The sequence below is a fragment of the Haloferax sp. Atlit-12N genome, assembly GCF_003383095.1.
Lineage (GTDB): Archaea > Halobacteriota > Halobacteria > Halobacteriales > Haloferacaceae > Haloferax.
Map to the genome: position 1 here is coordinate 1460677 of NZ_PSYW01000001.1, position 14137 is coordinate 1474813.

At 65.6% G+C, this 14137-nt stretch carries 12 protein-coding genes; 7 read left to right on the forward strand and 5 right to left on the reverse strand.

Annotated features, from left to right (window positions below; translation table 11 throughout):
- Nucleotides 1-30 precede the first annotated feature (30 nt).
- Together C5B90_RS07755 and C5B90_RS07760 are read left to right on the forward strand one after the other, a co-directional pair.
- A complete protein-coding gene (locus C5B90_RS07755; RefSeq protein ID WP_115880367.1) occupies nucleotides 31-603 on the forward strand; it encodes an IMP cyclohydrolase in 573 nt (190 codons plus the stop codon).
- A 48-nt stretch (nucleotides 604-651) separates the two neighbouring features.
- A complete protein-coding gene (locus C5B90_RS07760) occupies nucleotides 652-1311 on the forward strand; it encodes a metallophosphoesterase (RefSeq protein WP_115880369.1) in 660 nt (219 codons plus the stop codon).
- Between the two features lie 30 nt (nucleotides 1312-1341).
- Here the strand turns inward: C5B90_RS07760 and C5B90_RS07765 are convergent, their stop codons facing one another.
- Nucleotides 1342-2688, reverse strand: coding sequence for a tryptophanase (locus C5B90_RS07765; protein ID WP_115880371.1), 1347 nt, complete (start codon nucleotides 2686-2688; stop codon nucleotides 1342-1344).
- Between the two features lie 246 nt (nucleotides 2689-2934).
- Nucleotides 2935-4113 carry an aspartate kinase gene (locus C5B90_RS07770; RefSeq protein ID WP_115880373.1) on the reverse strand — a complete coding sequence of 393 codons (1179 nt, stop codon included), beginning with the start codon at nucleotides 4111-4113 and terminating at the stop codon, nucleotides 2935-2937.
- 187 nt (nucleotides 4114-4300) lie between these two features.
- On the opposite strand from C5B90_RS07770, the gene C5B90_RS07775 reads away from it, so the two are divergent.
- Both C5B90_RS07775 and C5B90_RS07780 read left to right on the forward strand, forming a co-directional pair.
- Entirely contained in the window at nucleotides 4301-4729 is a 429-nt protein-coding gene (locus C5B90_RS07775; protein ID WP_115880375.1) for a hypothetical protein, read from the forward strand.
- 153 nt (nucleotides 4730-4882) lie between these two features.
- A complete protein-coding gene (locus C5B90_RS07780) occupies nucleotides 4883-5692 on the forward strand; it encodes a ZIP family metal transporter (RefSeq protein WP_115880627.1) in 810 nt (269 codons plus the stop codon).
- 125 nt (nucleotides 5693-5817) lie between these two features.
- Here C5B90_RS07780 and C5B90_RS07785 read toward each other — a convergent pair whose 3' ends face one another.
- Nucleotides 5818-6945, reverse strand: coding sequence for an NADH:flavin oxidoreductase (locus tag C5B90_RS07785; protein ID WP_115880376.1), 1128 nt, complete (start codon nucleotides 6943-6945; stop codon nucleotides 5818-5820).
- A 157-nt stretch (nucleotides 6946-7102) separates the two neighbouring features.
- Complete coding sequence (locus C5B90_RS07790) at nucleotides 7103-8695, reverse strand: DNA-directed DNA polymerase II small subunit (protein WP_115880378.1); 1593 nt, start codon at nucleotides 8693-8695, stop codon at nucleotides 7103-7105.
- 78 nt (nucleotides 8696-8773) lie between these two features.
- On the opposite strand from C5B90_RS07790, the gene C5B90_RS07795 reads away from it, so the two are divergent.
- Nucleotides 8774-9709 carry a S26 family signal peptidase gene (locus tag C5B90_RS07795; protein WP_199517447.1) on the forward strand — a complete coding sequence of 312 codons (936 nt, stop codon included), beginning with the start codon at nucleotides 8774-8776 and terminating at the stop codon, nucleotides 9707-9709.
- 44 nt (nucleotides 9710-9753) lie between these two features.
- On the opposite strand, the gene C5B90_RS07800 is transcribed toward C5B90_RS07795, so the two are convergent.
- Nucleotides 9754-11445 carry a Cdc6/Cdc18 family protein gene (locus tag C5B90_RS07800; protein ID WP_115880380.1) on the reverse strand — a complete coding sequence of 564 codons (1692 nt, stop codon included), beginning with the start codon at nucleotides 11443-11445 and terminating at the stop codon, nucleotides 9754-9756.
- Between the two features lie 1626 nt (nucleotides 11446-13071).
- Between C5B90_RS07800 and C5B90_RS07805 the strand changes: the two genes are divergently transcribed.
- Complete coding sequence (locus tag C5B90_RS07805) at nucleotides 13072-13713, forward strand: Era-like GTP-binding protein (RefSeq protein ID WP_004974066.1); 642 nt, start codon at nucleotides 13072-13074, stop codon at nucleotides 13711-13713.
- 6 nt (nucleotides 13714-13719) lie between these two features.
- Nucleotides 13720-14112: a DUF2073 domain-containing protein gene (locus tag C5B90_RS07810; RefSeq protein WP_004044951.1), complete on the forward strand. Its 393-nt coding sequence runs from the start codon at nucleotides 13720-13722 to the stop codon at nucleotides 14110-14112.
- Nucleotides 14113-14137: the final 25 nt, after the last annotated feature.

The following is a 14137-nucleotide window of genomic DNA, read 5'->3' on the forward strand; positions in this document are numbered from 1 at the left end:
TATTTGCCCCTATTCTATCCACTCTCGTGTATGTACGTCGGACGTTTCGTCGTCGTTGGCCCCGGAATCGGTGCGTATCGCGTCTCCTCTCGGTCCTTCCCGAACCGACAGGTCGTCGACCGGGACGACGCCCTGACCGTCGGGCCGACGCCCGACGCCCCCGAGACCGACAACCCCTACATCGCCTACAACTGCGTCCGCGAGGGCGGCGACTACGTCGTCGTCGGCAACGGCTCGCAGGTCGACCCCATCGCGGAGAAACTCGACCTCGGCTACCCGCCGCGCGACGCCCTCGCCGAGATTCTGCTCGCGCTCGACTACGAGAAGGACGACTACGACACGCCCCGAATCGCGGGCATCGTCGGTGACGACGAGGCGTTCATCGGCATCGTCCGCAAGGACGCCCTCGTCGTGGAAGCCGTCACCGAACCCACGCTCGTGGCGACCTACGAGGAAGACGACCCGCGCGCGTTCGACCTCGATGCGGAGACCGCCGCCGACGCGGCCCGCGAACTGTACGACCACGAGTTCGAACACGCCGTCTGCGCCGCCGCCGCGACCGTCGGCGACGCGGTCGAGACCGCCTTCTACAACGGCGAGTAACGCCGCCTCGGCCCGAGATTTTTCAGCCGCGACACCGTACACCGAGCCATGCGTCTGGGCGTCATCTCGGACGTGCACGGGAACCTCCCTGCACTCGACGCGGTACTCGAATCGATGCCGCCGGTCGACGGTCTGGTCTGTGCCGGCGACGTGGTCGGCTACAATCCGTGGCCCGAGGAGTGCGTGTCCGAACTCGCCGAGCGGGACGTGCCGACGGTCTCGGGGAACCACGACCGCGCGGTCACGTCGGGGACCGGCTTCCGCTTCAACAGTATGGCGGCCGCGGGAGTCGACTACGCCCGCGACGCGCTGTCGCCGGCGTCGATGGAGTGGCTCTCCGGGCTTCCGAAGACCCGCACCCTTGCCGACGGCCGGGTCAAACTCGCCCACGGCCACCCCGACCATCCCGACCGCTACACCTATCCCGACGACTTCTCGCCGTCGCTCCTCGACGGCGAGGACCTGCTGGTGTTGGGTCATACCCACGTGCAGGGTCACCGAATCTACGACGACGGAATCGTCCTGAATCCCGGGAGCGTCGGTCAGCCCCGCGACGGCGACCCGCGGGCGGCCTACGCGGTCGCCGATCTCGACGCGATGGAAATCGAAACGGAGCGCGTTGCCTACGACATCGACCGCGTCGCAGAGCGCGTGCGCGAGGTCGGCCTGCCGGAGCGACTGGCGAGTCGGCTGTACGAGGGGAAGTAGGGAAAAGAGCGAGTAGCTATCCTGAGGCCGTCAGTTCGACACCGGTTCGAGCCGCGCCGAGAAGTGCCGAAGCTCCTTCATCGGCGGCTCCTCGACGATTTCGAGGCCGCCGTACTCGCCGGCGGTGTCCATCACCTTCGCGGCCGTCTCGGCGACGTGTTCGAGGTGTTCGCGGCTGTAGGTGCGCCGGGGGAGCGCGAGGCGCACGAGGTCCGGGCGGTCGGTGCCGGGGAACGCGAAGCCGCCGAGTTCGACGCCGCGGACGCCGCCTTCGAGGTAGAGCGCGCAGACGAGCTCCTGCCCCGGGAACTCGTCTTTCGGGATGTGCGGGAACACCTCGCCGGCGTCGAGATAGACCGCGTGCCCGCCGGTCGGCTGGTAGACGGGGACGCCGGCCTCGATGAGGAGGTCACCCAGTTCGGCCACCTGCTCGACGCGGTCGGACACGTACGGCGGCGTGACGGCCTCGCGGAGGCCGACGGCCATCGCCTCGATGTCGCGGCCCGAGAGGCCGCCGTAGGTGGGAAAGCCCTCGTAGAGGATGGCGCGCTGTTTCGCGTGCTCGAACACCGTTTCGTCGCGCATCGCGGCGAAGCCGCCGATGTTGACGAGCGCGTCCTTCTTGCCGGACATCGTGATGGCGTCGGCGTGTTCGAACTGCGCGCGGGCGATTTCGGCGACCGAGTGGTTCTCGTAGCCCGCCTCGTGGGTCTTGATGAAGTGGGCGTTCTCGGCGAACCGGCAGGCGTCGATGACGAACATGGCGTCGATGTCGCGGGCGAACTCGGCGGTGGCGCGGATGTTCGCCATCGAGACCGGCTGACCGGCGACGGAGTTGTTCGTGATGGTGAGGACGACGACGGGAATCGCGTCGGCGCCGACCTCCTCGACGAGCGCGTAGCCCGCGTCGATATCGAAGTTACCCTTGAACGTCTCCGTCGAGTTGGGGTCCCGAGAGGCTGGCGACGGGCAGTCGACCGGTTCCGCACCCTGATTGACGATGTGGGCGCGGGTCGTATCGAAGTGCGAGTTGTTCGGCACCACGTCGCCGTCTTCCAAGAGGACGCCGTAGAGGACGTTCTCCGCCCCGCGGCCCTGATGGGTCGGCACGACGTGCTCGAAGCCCATCACGTCGCGGACCGACTCCGCGAGTCGGGCGAACGACTCGCTGCCGGCGTAGGCCTCGTCGCCGCGAATCATCGCCGCCCACTGCTCTGCGGACATGGTGCCTGTCCCCGAGTCAGTCAAGAGGTCGATATACACGTCGCGGGCGTCGAGGTTGAACGCGTTGTAGCCGGCCCGTTCGAGGGCGGCCTCGCGCTCCTCGCGCGAGGGGAGTTCGATGGGCTCGACCATCTTCGCCTTGTACGATTTCATGCCCGCAATAGGCCCGCGAATGTGAAGTAATCGGCAGGCGGAAAATCGAGGGACGACGACCGGTTTTCGGCGCTCGTGGACGGGAGTGTACATCGGTGTCGCCAGCTGCTCTGCTCTCGCCACGAAGCGACCTCGGCGACCGTCGCGTACCACCGGCTGACGGGCGTCACGAGCCACCGGCCGTTGGCCGCCGCTGGCGGGAGTGTGATCGCACGAAAACAGCGTCGTGAGGAACTGAAACCGAACTCAGAACTCGTTTTGAATGATGCCGAGGGTCTCCTCGCGGTCGTCCCACGCCACGAAGATGGCGACGGAGGTTGCGGAGGTGATGGCGTCGTGGATGTTGATGCCAGCATCGGACAGCGGCTGGACGATGTCGAAGATGACTCCGGGGCGGTTCGGGAGTTCGCCGCCGGTGACGCGGATGACGGCGATGTCGTCTTCGACGGTGACCGACGACAGCGCGTCGTCGGCGACGACGCGGTCGTGGAGGACGGCCTCGGCCCGGTCGGAGTCGTCTTCGAGGATGTAGAACGTGATAGAGTCCATCCCGGAGGCGACCGAGTCGACGTTGATGTCCTCGTCTCGGAGCGCCGTCGAGAGGTCCGCGAGGATGCCCGGTCGGTTACGAATCGCCCGCCCGGCGACGGTGAGACACGCGAGGGGCTCTTCCTGCATGTCGATGAGGTTGTGGAACTCCCCTTCGATGAGCGTCCCGCCGGTGAGCAGGTCGCCGTGCTGGTAGTGGACGACGCGAACGTCGAGCGCCGCGTCCTTGTACGAGAGCGCGGACGGCGCGACGACTTCTGCTCCGCGGAACGAGAGGTTCCGGAGTTCGTCGACGGTGATGCGGCCGACGTTGCGCGCGCCTTCGACGACGCGGGGGTCGCCGGTCATGACGCCCTCCACGTCGGTCACGATGACGACCTCGTCGGCGTCCATGTAGTTGCCGAGCATCACGGCGGAGGTGTCGGAGCCGCCGCGGCCGAGCGTCGTGATTTCGCCGTCGTGGTTCTGCGCGAGGAAGCCGGTGATGACCGGGACGACGCCGTCGAGTTCGGCGGCGAGCTTCGCGGCCCGCTCTCGGGTCGCCTCGACGTCGACCTCACCGAGGTCGTTCGTGATGACCGGCCACTCGTCGGTGCCGGGTTCGACGAACAGGGCGTTGACGCCGCGGGCGGCCAGCGCCGCTTTGAGCATGCGCACGCTGGTCCGCTCGCCCATCGAGACGATTTCCGCGCGGTCGCGGTCGTCGGCCTCGAACTTGATTTCGTCGAGGAGGTCGTCGGTCGTCGAACCCATCGCGGAGGCGACGACGGCGATTTCGTGGCCGTGCTCGACGGCTGCGGCGATAGAGTCGGCAGCGCGGTTGATTCGGTCGCCGCTACCGAGCGAGGTGCCGCCGAACTTCGCGACTACGCGCATCGTCCCTCCGGTGCGTCGCGTCGCTTCGGGGCTTCGTTGGTAAACATGCGAGGGGCTAACGCGGGGGGACGTATAACTATGTCCTCCGATTCAACCGTTGCCGTCACTCTCGAATCCGGCGCCGAGACGGCCCGTACCGCCACCTCACGTGCGGAGATTTATCACCGAAGCCGCGGAACGTTCGGGCATGGATGTCAGAGACGCCGTGGACACCGACGCCGAGGCGCTCGCCGCCGTCGCCGACGCGCCGATACGGGCGATGCGGCGGCTGATACGCGACCGGACGGTCCGCCTCGCCACCGCGGACACGGGCTCCGACCCGAACGTCGACGCGCCGGCGGACGACGAACCGGTGCTCGGCTTCGTCGGCTTCGACGTCCGCGACGGCGTCCTCCACGTCACTCGACTCGGCGGCACCGAGGCGGCGGTGCGGCGGCTGCTCGAAGAGCCGCTCCGCTTCGCCAGCGCCGAGAGCCTGCCGGTCGAGGTGCTCGTCCTCGAATCCGAGGCCCCGCTGTGCGAGGCGGTCGAGCACGTCGGGTTCGACCGGGTCGGCCACGGGCCCCGGTTCGAGGGATCGCCGACGGTCCGGTACGTCCTCGACGAGACGGGATAGTCCTGCCTGCGGGTCGCGGCCACCCAGTTCGCTCCCGTCGCGCGCAACGAGGGAGCGGTCGGCGAAAACCGACAGAGGGCATACATACCTCCCTCTCGTTTGGTGGCCCATGACCGACCGACACGGAAACCGACCGCCTGGAGTGAGACGACCGTGACCGCGGTCGAAGAACTGTTCGTCTCGCTCGCCGGGTCGAGTCCGGTGATGCAGGGTCTCCTCGGCGGCATCGTCATCGCCGGGATGAACATGCTCGGCGCGCTTCTCATTCTCGTCTGGCGCGACCCCTCGAAGCGCTCGCTCGACACGCTCCTCGGCTTCGCGGCCGGTGTGATGCTCGCCGCGAGTTTCACGAGCCTCATCCTCCCCGGCATCGAGGCGGCGGGCGGGAGTCCGATTCCCGTCCTCGTCGGCTTCGTCATCGGGGTCGTCGTCCTCGACCAAGCGGACCTGTGGATTCCGCACGTCCACATCCTCGTGACCGGAAAGACGCGGCTGGACGCCCCGGAAACGGAGACGAAGATGGCCTCGGTTGTCCTGTTTATCATTGCCATCACCATCCACAACATGCCCGAGGGCCTCGCCGTCGGGGTCGGCTTCGGCTCCGGCGACCTCGGGACGGCAATCCCGCTGATGCTCGCCATCGGCATCCAGAACATCCCCGAGGGGCTGGCCGTCTCCATCGCCGCCGTCAACGCCGGCCTCCGGAACACGACCTACGCGACGTTCGCGGGCATCCGCGCCGGCCTCGTGGAGATTCCGCTCGCCGTCTTCGGCGCGTGGGCCATCCAGTACGCATCGGCGCTGCTTCCCTACGCGATGGGCTTCGCCGCCGGCGCGATGCTGTTCGTCATCTCCGACGAAATCGTCCCCGAGACGCACTCGAACGGCCACGAGCGCGTGGCGACGTTCGGGACGATGGTCGGCGTCATCGTGATGCTCTATCTCGACGTGACGCTCGGGTAGCCGAGTCGGCATCGCGGTGTCGAAAAAGCGAACGCCAGGAAACGCCGCAAAAAACAGAAGTTCGAGTGGAAGTGAAGGGGTTCAGCCGCCGGTTCGGCGTCAGAGAGACCCGTGTCGAGGGCGCGTCAGTCGTCCGCGAGCGGCGGTTCAGACGGGACCTCGTGGTCCGAGAGCCCGGCGGTCGGCGCGAGGAACTTCGCCGGGTCGAACGCCTCGAGATCGTCGCCGGCGGCCACGCGCGACGGCCAGTCCGGGTTGGCGAGCGCGCTCGTCCCCAACGTGAACAGGTCCGCGCCGGCGTCGACAGCGGCACGCGCCGCGTCGGGGTCGCCGAGACCGCCGTTAGCGATGACGACTGTGTCGTCCACAACGTACTCGGCGGCAGCCTCGGCGAGCGACGGGCCGTCCGCGCCGAAGGTCGGACTCGTCGCGTCGGTCTCGGTCGTGTGGACGTAGTCGGCTCCGGCCGCCGACAGCTCCTCGAAGAAGACCGCGGCCGCGTCCTCGCCTTCTGGCCACTCGTAGTCGCCGTCGGTCACTTTCTCCTGCGAGATTCGGATACCGACGACGAACTCCTCGGGGACCGCGTCGGCGACTGCCGAAAGGACCTCCGCGGGGAATTTGACGCGGGACTCGGGACCGCCGCCGTACTCGTCGTCGCGCAGGTTCGCGTCCGCCGCGAGGAACTCGTTGAGGAGGTAGCCGTTCGCGCCGTGGAGTTCCACGCCATCGAAGCCGGCTTCGGCCGCGTTCCTCGCCGCCTGTACGAACCCCTCGCGGGCGGTTTCGAGGTCGGCCTCGTCGGCCGCCTTCGGGACCGCGAACTCGCCGCTTCCGCCATAGGATTCGGCCTTCTGGCCGTCGGGTTGGACCGCGGAAGGCGCGAGCGTCCGGTCGTCGTCGAGGTGGGGGTTCCCCTGCGACTGCGCCCCGGCGTGCATCAACTGCGCGAAAATCGGCGTGTCGACCTCGTGGACGGCGTCCGTGACGGTCGTCCACGCCTCGACGTGGTCGTCGGTGACGAGCCCCGGCTGGTTCAGGTAGCCCTGACTGTACGCGTCGTCCGTGTAGACGCCCTCGGTGACGAGAAAGCCGAAGCCGCCGTCGGCAAACTTCCGGTAGTAGTGGGCCATCTCGTTGGTCGCCAGGCCCTCGTCGGTGGCGCTGATTCGCGTCATCGGTGCCAATCCGGCCCGGTTAGCGAGCGACAGGTCGTTCAGGCTCGTCGCGTCGAACAGCGCGTCGTCAGTCATCACCGATTCTGCGCGCGTCGCGGATAAAAAGCGACGGCGGAATGGTCCCGACCGTCGCACATCCGGCGTGCTATCAGGGCGCATACTGGGCAGGAGGACAGTCGCCGGGCGAACGGTCGCCGGACGAACGGCCGGCAGTCGTGAAACGGTCGCCGACTCAGGAGAACTTCCGGACGGTCATGTTCAGCGTGTCGAGGTCGACGATGGGCGCGTATCCGGCGTCGGGGTCGATGTTGACGGACTTCTGGAAGTCGGTCTGGGCCTGCCAGCAACCGGAGTTGACCGCGAGGACGTTGTGGTACTTGCCCCAGCCGAGCTTGTGGACGTGGCCGGTGTGGAAGATGTCGGGCACGTCCTCCATGACGAGGTAGTCGAGCTCCTCGGGGGCGAGGCGGGTGTGACCCCCGAACTGCGGCGCGACGTGGCGCTTCTTCAGGAGCTGGTACATCGCCTTGTGCGGCTCGTCGTAGCTCGCCTTATCGGCCGGTAGCTCGGCGATGACCTCGTCGAGCGAGACGCCGTGGTACATGAGGACGTTGACGCCTTCGAGCGTGACCATCGAGGGGTTGCTCGTGATGCGGGCGTCGTGGGCCGACATGATGTCGCGGAGTTCGTCGTCGAAGCCGGGTTGTGGCTCCGCGAGTCGGACCGCGTCGTGGTTGCCCGGAATCATCACGATGTCGAGGTCGCCGGGCACCGATTTGAGGTGCTCCGAGAACGCCTCGTACTGCTCGTAGATGTCGATGACGTCGAGTTCCTCGTCCTGATTCGGGTAGACGCCGACGCCCTCGACCATGTCGCCGGCGATGAGGAGGTACTCGATGCGCTCCGCCTCCTCGGTGTGGAGCCAGTCCGCAAATCGGTTCCACGCGCCGGCCATGAACTCCTGACTGCCGACGTGCACGTCCGAGATGAGCGCCGCCTGCACGTCCCTGTCGGCGGTGTTGGGGCGGTGGCTCCGCGGCACGTCGGGGAAGTGCATCGAGTCGACGAAGAGGATGCCCGCGTCGCCCGAGAGCGTCCCCTGCACCGCGATGCACTCGTCCATGAGGAGTTCGTCGACGTAGCTCGCGATGTCCTTGTCCTTCATCACGAGACAGGGGAACGTCCCCGTCGTGTCTTCGAGTTCGATAATCCAGTGGCCGCTCTTGGTGGAGCGAACGTCGTCGACGAGGCCGATGAGCTCCGCGTCCTCGCCGCCGGACATGTTCGAGATGGCCTTCGCGGGACGGTGGTTGACGCGCCCGCGGAGCATCTTCGAGAGCTTCTCGTAGCGGTCGCGGAACACCTTCACGAAGTCGTCGTACTCGCCGGTGCCCGTCGACTGGCCGGTCATGTCGTTGGCGATTTCGAGAGAGCGAAGCGCCGGGTCGACGTTCCGGCCGCCCGATTTCCCCTCCGCTTCGGCTGGAGATGATTGAGCGGTGTGGTCCGCGTTGTCGTGCGATGTTGCAGCGGAAACAGGGGGGTCTGGCTCGGCGGTGGCAGACGCGTCGGCGTCGGCAGCCTGCGCGGCGGCCGGGCCGGTCGATTCCGTTCCCGGCGGGTCCGCGGCGGGGGCGGACGCGAGCACCTCGCGGACGTGGTCGGCGGTGATGCGAAGCGCGTCGTCCGGGACGGCTTCGACGACGCGGGCGAGGGTGCGGCCGGGGTCGTCGGAGCTGGCGATGAGGGTCACGGCCTCGCGTTCGGCGTTGTAGCCGCGACCGACGAGCGCCCGGACGATGCGCGCCGGCGTCTCCAGTGGCACACCCGGAGTGTGCGACACGCGGCAAAAAGGATGCCGAAACCCAGAACGTTGAAACCCAGTCCGGGTAAACTGGGAGTGATGAGTGACGACGACGGCCGCCCGCCCTCCCCCGACCCACGGCGCGGTCCCGCCTCCGACGAAGGCGTACTAACTCGGCTCCGGACGGCAGAGGAGGGGCCGCTTCTGTTCGTCCGCGAAGTCCTGACGAGCGCGCTTGCCGTGTTGGCTGTCGGGTTGCTCCTGTTCGCGGTGAGCGGCGTGTGGCCACCGATGGTCGCCGTCGAAAGCGGGAGCATGGAACCGCACATGCACAAAGGCGACCTCGTGTTCATCACGGGACCGGAACGATTCGCCCCGGACGCGTCCGTCGAGGGAACCGCCGTCGTCACGGCCGAGACGGGCGCGGAGGTCGACTATCGGAAGTTCGGCGGCCCCGGCAGCGTCATCGTCTACGACGACCCCGGGTCGGCAGGGCCTCCGATTATCCACCGGGCGATGTTCTGGGTCGACGAAGGAGAAAATTGGTACGACCGGGCGAACCCCGAGTACATGTCAGCAGACAACTGTCGAGAACTCGCCAACTGCCCCGCCGAGTACGCCGGCTTCATCACGAAAGGCGACAACAACCCGCGGTACGACCAGGTGAGCGGCATCGCCGACCCGGTCCGACCCGAATGGGTTCAAGGCGTCGCGCGGGTCCGGATTCCGCTTCTCGGCTGGGTCCGCCTGACGCTCGCCAACTCGATGGCGACGACGACGCCGGTCGCGCCCGTCTCTCTCGACTCCGTCGAGTCTGTCGAGTCCGTCGAGTCCGTTGAGTCCGTCGAGTCCGTCGAGTCTGTTGACGTCATGCCTGACGCCGCGGCGACTGATGACGCGGCGACTAACGACGTGACGACGATTGAGGCGACGGTCGCCGACGCACCGACGGCACCGCTTCAGGTCGAGCCATCGGAGCTATCGGAACCATCGGTGACGGTGACACCGATGCGAGCCGGCGCGCTCGCGGCGTGACGCGAGTGCAGTAACAGAGTCGAACTTCGTTCTTCAGTTGTCCTTCAGTTGTCGAACCGCGCCTGTACGAACGGCTGTGCGCTCTCGATGTCGCCGAGACGGGAGTCCGTCAGCAGGACGGCCTCGGTCTCGTCGATGGGGACAGAGAGGCTGATTTCCTTGGTCCGGCCGTAGCGCCCCTTCGAGACGACGACGGCGTTGACGATGCCGAGCATGTCGAGTTCCGAGATGAGGTCGGTGACGCGGCGCTGAGTCAGTACGTCGGCGTCGATCTCCTCGCAGAGGCGCTTGTAGATGTTGAACACCTCGCCGGTGTTGATGTTGCGGACGCCGTTTTTCTCCAAGAGGATGATGGCGAAGAGGACGATTTTCGACTGCGTGGGGAGGGTACGGACGACCTCGACCACGCGGTCGAGTTCGATTTTGTCCTGCGCCTGCCGGACGTGGGCCTCCTCGACGGTGTCGGCCTGCCCGCGCTCCGCGAGTTCGCCGGCCGTGCGGAGCAGGTCGAGTGCGCGCCGGGCGTCGCCGTGTTCCTGCGCGGCGAACGCGGCGCACAGCGGAATCACGTCGTCGGTGAGCGCGCCGGGCTTGAACGCCACGTCGGCGCGGTGCTGGAGGATGTCGCGGAGTTGGTTCGCGTCGTACGGCGGGAAGACGATTTCCTCCTCGCCGAGGCTCGACTTGACCCGGGGGTCGAGGAAGTCGGTGAACTTCAGGTCGTTCGAGATACCCATGATGGAGATGCGGGAGTTGTCGAGTTCGGAGTTCATCCGCGAGAGGTTGTAGAGCGTGTCGTCACCCGACTTCTCGACCAGTTTGTCGATTTCGTCGAGCATGATGACGACCACGCGCTCCTTGTAGTCGACGGCGTCGAAGAACGTCGTGTAGACGCGGTCGGTCGGCCACCCGGTCATCGGTACCGTCTCCATCTCGTCGGCGTCGTCATCGAGTTCCGCCGCGCGCTCGTCTATCTCGGCGATGGAGTCGTAGGGCGTGTCTTCGAGGGCGTTAGGGTCTTCTGTCGCCCGCGTGCGCATCTCGTCGAGGCGTTCCTGTTCGGCCTCGATGCGCTCGACGTTCTTCTCGATGAACTTGTTCGCCAACTGCGCGAGCACGCGATACTGCGTGTCCGTCACCTCGCAGTTGATGTACTCGACCTCGCAGGGCACGTCGTACTTCTGAGAGGTGGATTCGAGTTCCTGGCTGACGAACTTCGCGCTCGCGGTCTTCCCGGTCCCCGTCTTCCCGTAGATGAGGATGTTCGACGGCGTCTCCCCGCGCAGGGCGGAGACGAGAATCGTCGCCATCTGATTTATCTGGTCGGTCCGGTGGGGGAGTTCGTGTGGCGTGTACGACGGACGAAGGACTTCCTTGTTCTCGAAAATCGGCTCGCCGGCGAGGAGGTCGTCGAACAGGCCCTTGGACTCCTCGTCGTCGTTGAGAACGACCTTGTCGAGACCGACGTCGGGGTCTTTGTGCTGGTCGAGGTCTTCGTCGGACGCGTCGGGGGCGTCGGCGTCGGGGCCGATGCTCGCCTGAATGTCGATGTCTTCGGGGGAGACGTCTTCCTCGGCGGCTGTCGGTGCTCCGGAGGACCCATCGTCAGCGGACGCGTCGGTACTGGACGCATCGCTGGAGTCGCCGCCGGAGTCGCCGTCGATGGCGCTGTCGTCCGACGTGCTGTTCCCGACTTCCCCTCGTGTGCCGCCTCGCGGATTCTCTTCCTCGTCCATCGTGAATACCCCTTTGTTTCAAGTGGAATAGTCGCCCGCAGCGGCGCATAAGGTGCGTGAAGCCGGTGATAGCCGGCATCTACGCATCACGCCGAAGAAGGCGATTCCAGATGATGCAAAGGAACCAAACGAACAGTCGGTACAAAAATCTTACTTCTCCGACTTGTCTACCGTCGTTCGACCCGAACTCGGCCGGACGGGACCGTTTCAACACGAACGACCCCGCCTCGGTCGGAAGCGAAGATTCCGTGACTGCAGTTCGAAAACGGGGTCGGAGTAGTCAGTCGATGGTGACCGGAGTGGTCAGTCGATGGTGGTTGGCGGCCGTATCGACACCGAAAGTGGAGCGTCTCGGAGTCGAAACCAGGGGCGAAAGTCAGGAACGGGTGGGAGGAGGTTCGGATGAAGGGGAGTAGTTCGAGTCGATTGGAGAGCGCAATCGGACAGAGCCGGCGAGCAGTCAGCGGGCAGAGTCGGTCGGACTGTTGGACGGCCGGACGGCTGGACGGTCGGGCGGCTGGACGGCGAGGACTAGCCACGGTCCAGTCAGTCGAGTTGAAACGCGTCGGTCGAACAATCGCGCTCTGTCGAGTCGAACCGCGGGCCGTGTCGCGACACCGAACGGCGGCGGTAGGTTTGGACGAACGACAGTCGCACACCGGACACGGTCGGCTCTACACCATGTCTCCAGTCGGCACGAAACCCCCACTGGTCCGCGTCGGTGGAGTGGAAGTCGGAGTCGAGTAGGTGTCCGACGAGAAAAATTGGTCCGGGAGACCCCCTTGTTTCGTGTGGAAACGGCCGAAACACGCTTTCGGTGAAATCTGGGGTGTGAGTGATTTTGTGGCCGGTCTAACCCCTCCGTTTCCTATGCAATTAAGTGGTCGATCTCCAGTTCGACGGGAAGCCCCTGGGACTCGAATGCCCCACACCCCTTTGTTTCGGGTGGAGCCGTGAGAGGGTGGGGAGGGGGTCTCGGTGGCATTTAGATAGGGATATCTTTATCAGTCATATTCACATACCGTAACCGTACTGGGGCAAAAAGAGATATTATTGTACTCCCCTAGAATAGAATTAACGTCCGACCGCCGTCTAGCGGTCTCCCCCCACCCACCCCTTCGGACCGTTCCACCCGAAACGAAGGGGTGGGGGTGTCCCGAGACGAGATGTTCACTTCCGTCGAAGCGGGCCTCCACCTCAACCCCCAACACGAGTCCGACCCCGGACCGCGTGGTTACTGTTCGTGTCGACCGGTCCGCAGACGAAACGGACGGGGTTACGAGGCACAGACTTCGCGAGATAGGTGGACTTCCCGAGACGGATCTCATCAGCTCGCGCACGTGTACGCCCGAAGTAGCAATTTGGAGAGCGGGTGTCCCGGCGTGCGAACTCTGTCGGCGGTCAGTCGGCCGCGTTCGACCGTTCGGCACGCTGCGGCTGAACGCTCATTCGTCGTTCGTCTCTGGACCGCTCGCGTCGGTTCGTCGCGACCGCTGTCCACGACGTTCCTTTCTGTCGTCCTGTCTCCCACGTGACTGGTGTCTGACGTAGTGCTTAAGTGAGTCCGGTTGGGTGATACCTCCATACGCCCTCCACGACGCGTTCGGGAGGTGCGGGAGGCCCAGGATGGGACTGCTCACAGATTTAAGAGACAGCATCTCACGAGTCGTCGACCGGCTCTTTTCGGAGAGCGAGCCGAAGCGGATCGGTATATATGGCCCGCCCAACGCCGGGAAGACGACTCTCGCAAACCGTATCGCCCGTGACTGGACCGGTGACGCCATCGGTCCCGAGAGCCACATCCCTCACGAGACTCGCCGCGCCAGGCGGAAGGAGAACGTCGAAATCGAGCGGAATGGCAAGAAAGTCACCATCGACATCGTCGACACGCCGGGTGTCACGACGAAGGTCGATTACAAAGAGTTCCTCGAACACGACATGGAGAAAGACGACGCCGTTCGCCGGTCCCGCGAGGCGACCGAGGGCGTCGCCGAGGCCATGCACTGGCTCCGCGAGGACGTCGACGGCGTCATCTACGTGCTCGACAGCACGAAGGACCCGATATCGCAGGTCAACACGATGCTCATCGGCATCATCGAGAGCCAGGACCTGCCCGTGCTCATCTTCGCGAACAAGATCGACCTCGAAGATTCGAACGTCGAGCGCATCGCGAATGCGTACCCACAGCACGAAACAGTCGAGTTGTCAGCGCTCGAAGGGGAGAACATGGACGAAGTGTACGCCAAAATCGCGGAGTACTTCGCGTGATTCACCATGCCTGAAGCAACCGCCTCCGACAACGGCTCCGATGGGGTCCAGATAGACCTCTTCAGCGGGAATCGGATGGCAAACCTCACCAGCATGGAGAAGATTCGGCTCATCCTCGACGGCGTCCGCGACGGCAACATCGTCATCCTCGAGGAGGGCCTTTCGCCCGACGAGGAGTCGAAGCTCATCGAGGTCACGATGGCCGAGATAAGCCCCGACGAGTTCAACGGAATCGAAATCGAGACGTATCCGCGTTCGCAGACCGCAGACCAGAGCTTCCTCGACCGGCTCATGGGCCGACAGTCGACCCAGAAGCTCACCGTCATCGGTCCCGCGAACCAGATTCAGACGCTTCACAAGGACGAGAATCTCATCAGCGCGCTCGTCTCGCGAAAGTAGGGGGCCCCACGAACGCCCTCACGCG

Excerpts from the sequence above, each read along its gene's own strand:
- C5B90_RS07755 (WP_115880367.1), top strand. The coding sequence starts at position 31 with ATGTACGTCGGACGTTTCGTCGTCGTTGGCCCCGGAATCGGTGCGTAT.
- C5B90_RS07810 (WP_004044951.1), top strand. The coding sequence starts at position 13,720 with ATGCCTGAAGCAACCGCCTCCGACAACGGCTCCGATGGGGTCCAGATA.
- C5B90_RS07770 (WP_115880373.1), bottom strand. The coding sequence starts at position 4,113 with ATGCGCGTAGTCGCGAAGTTCGGCGGCACCTCGCTCGGTAGCGGCGAC.
- C5B90_RS07760 (WP_115880369.1), top strand. The coding sequence starts at position 652 with ATGCGTCTGGGCGTCATCTCGGACGTGCACGGGAACCTCCCTGCACTC.
- C5B90_RS07785 (WP_115880376.1), bottom strand. The coding sequence starts at position 6,945 with ATGACTGACGACGCGCTGTTCGACGCGACGAGCCTGAACGACCTGTCG.
- C5B90_RS07775 (WP_115880375.1), top strand. The coding sequence starts at position 4,301 with ATGGATGTCAGAGACGCCGTGGACACCGACGCCGAGGCGCTCGCCGCC.
- C5B90_RS07800 (WP_115880380.1), bottom strand. The coding sequence starts at position 11,445 with ATGGACGAGGAAGAGAATCCGCGAGGCGGCACACGAGGGGAAGTCGGG.
- C5B90_RS07795 (WP_199517447.1), top strand. The coding sequence starts at position 8,774 with ATGAGTGACGACGACGGCCGCCCGCCCTCCCCCGACCCACGGCGCGGT.
- C5B90_RS07805 (WP_004974066.1), top strand. The coding sequence starts at position 13,072 with ATGGGACTGCTCACAGATTTAAGAGACAGCATCTCACGAGTCGTCGAC.
- C5B90_RS07765 (WP_115880371.1), bottom strand. The coding sequence starts at position 2,688 with ATGAAATCGTACAAGGCGAAGATGGTCGAGCCCATCGAACTCCCCTCG.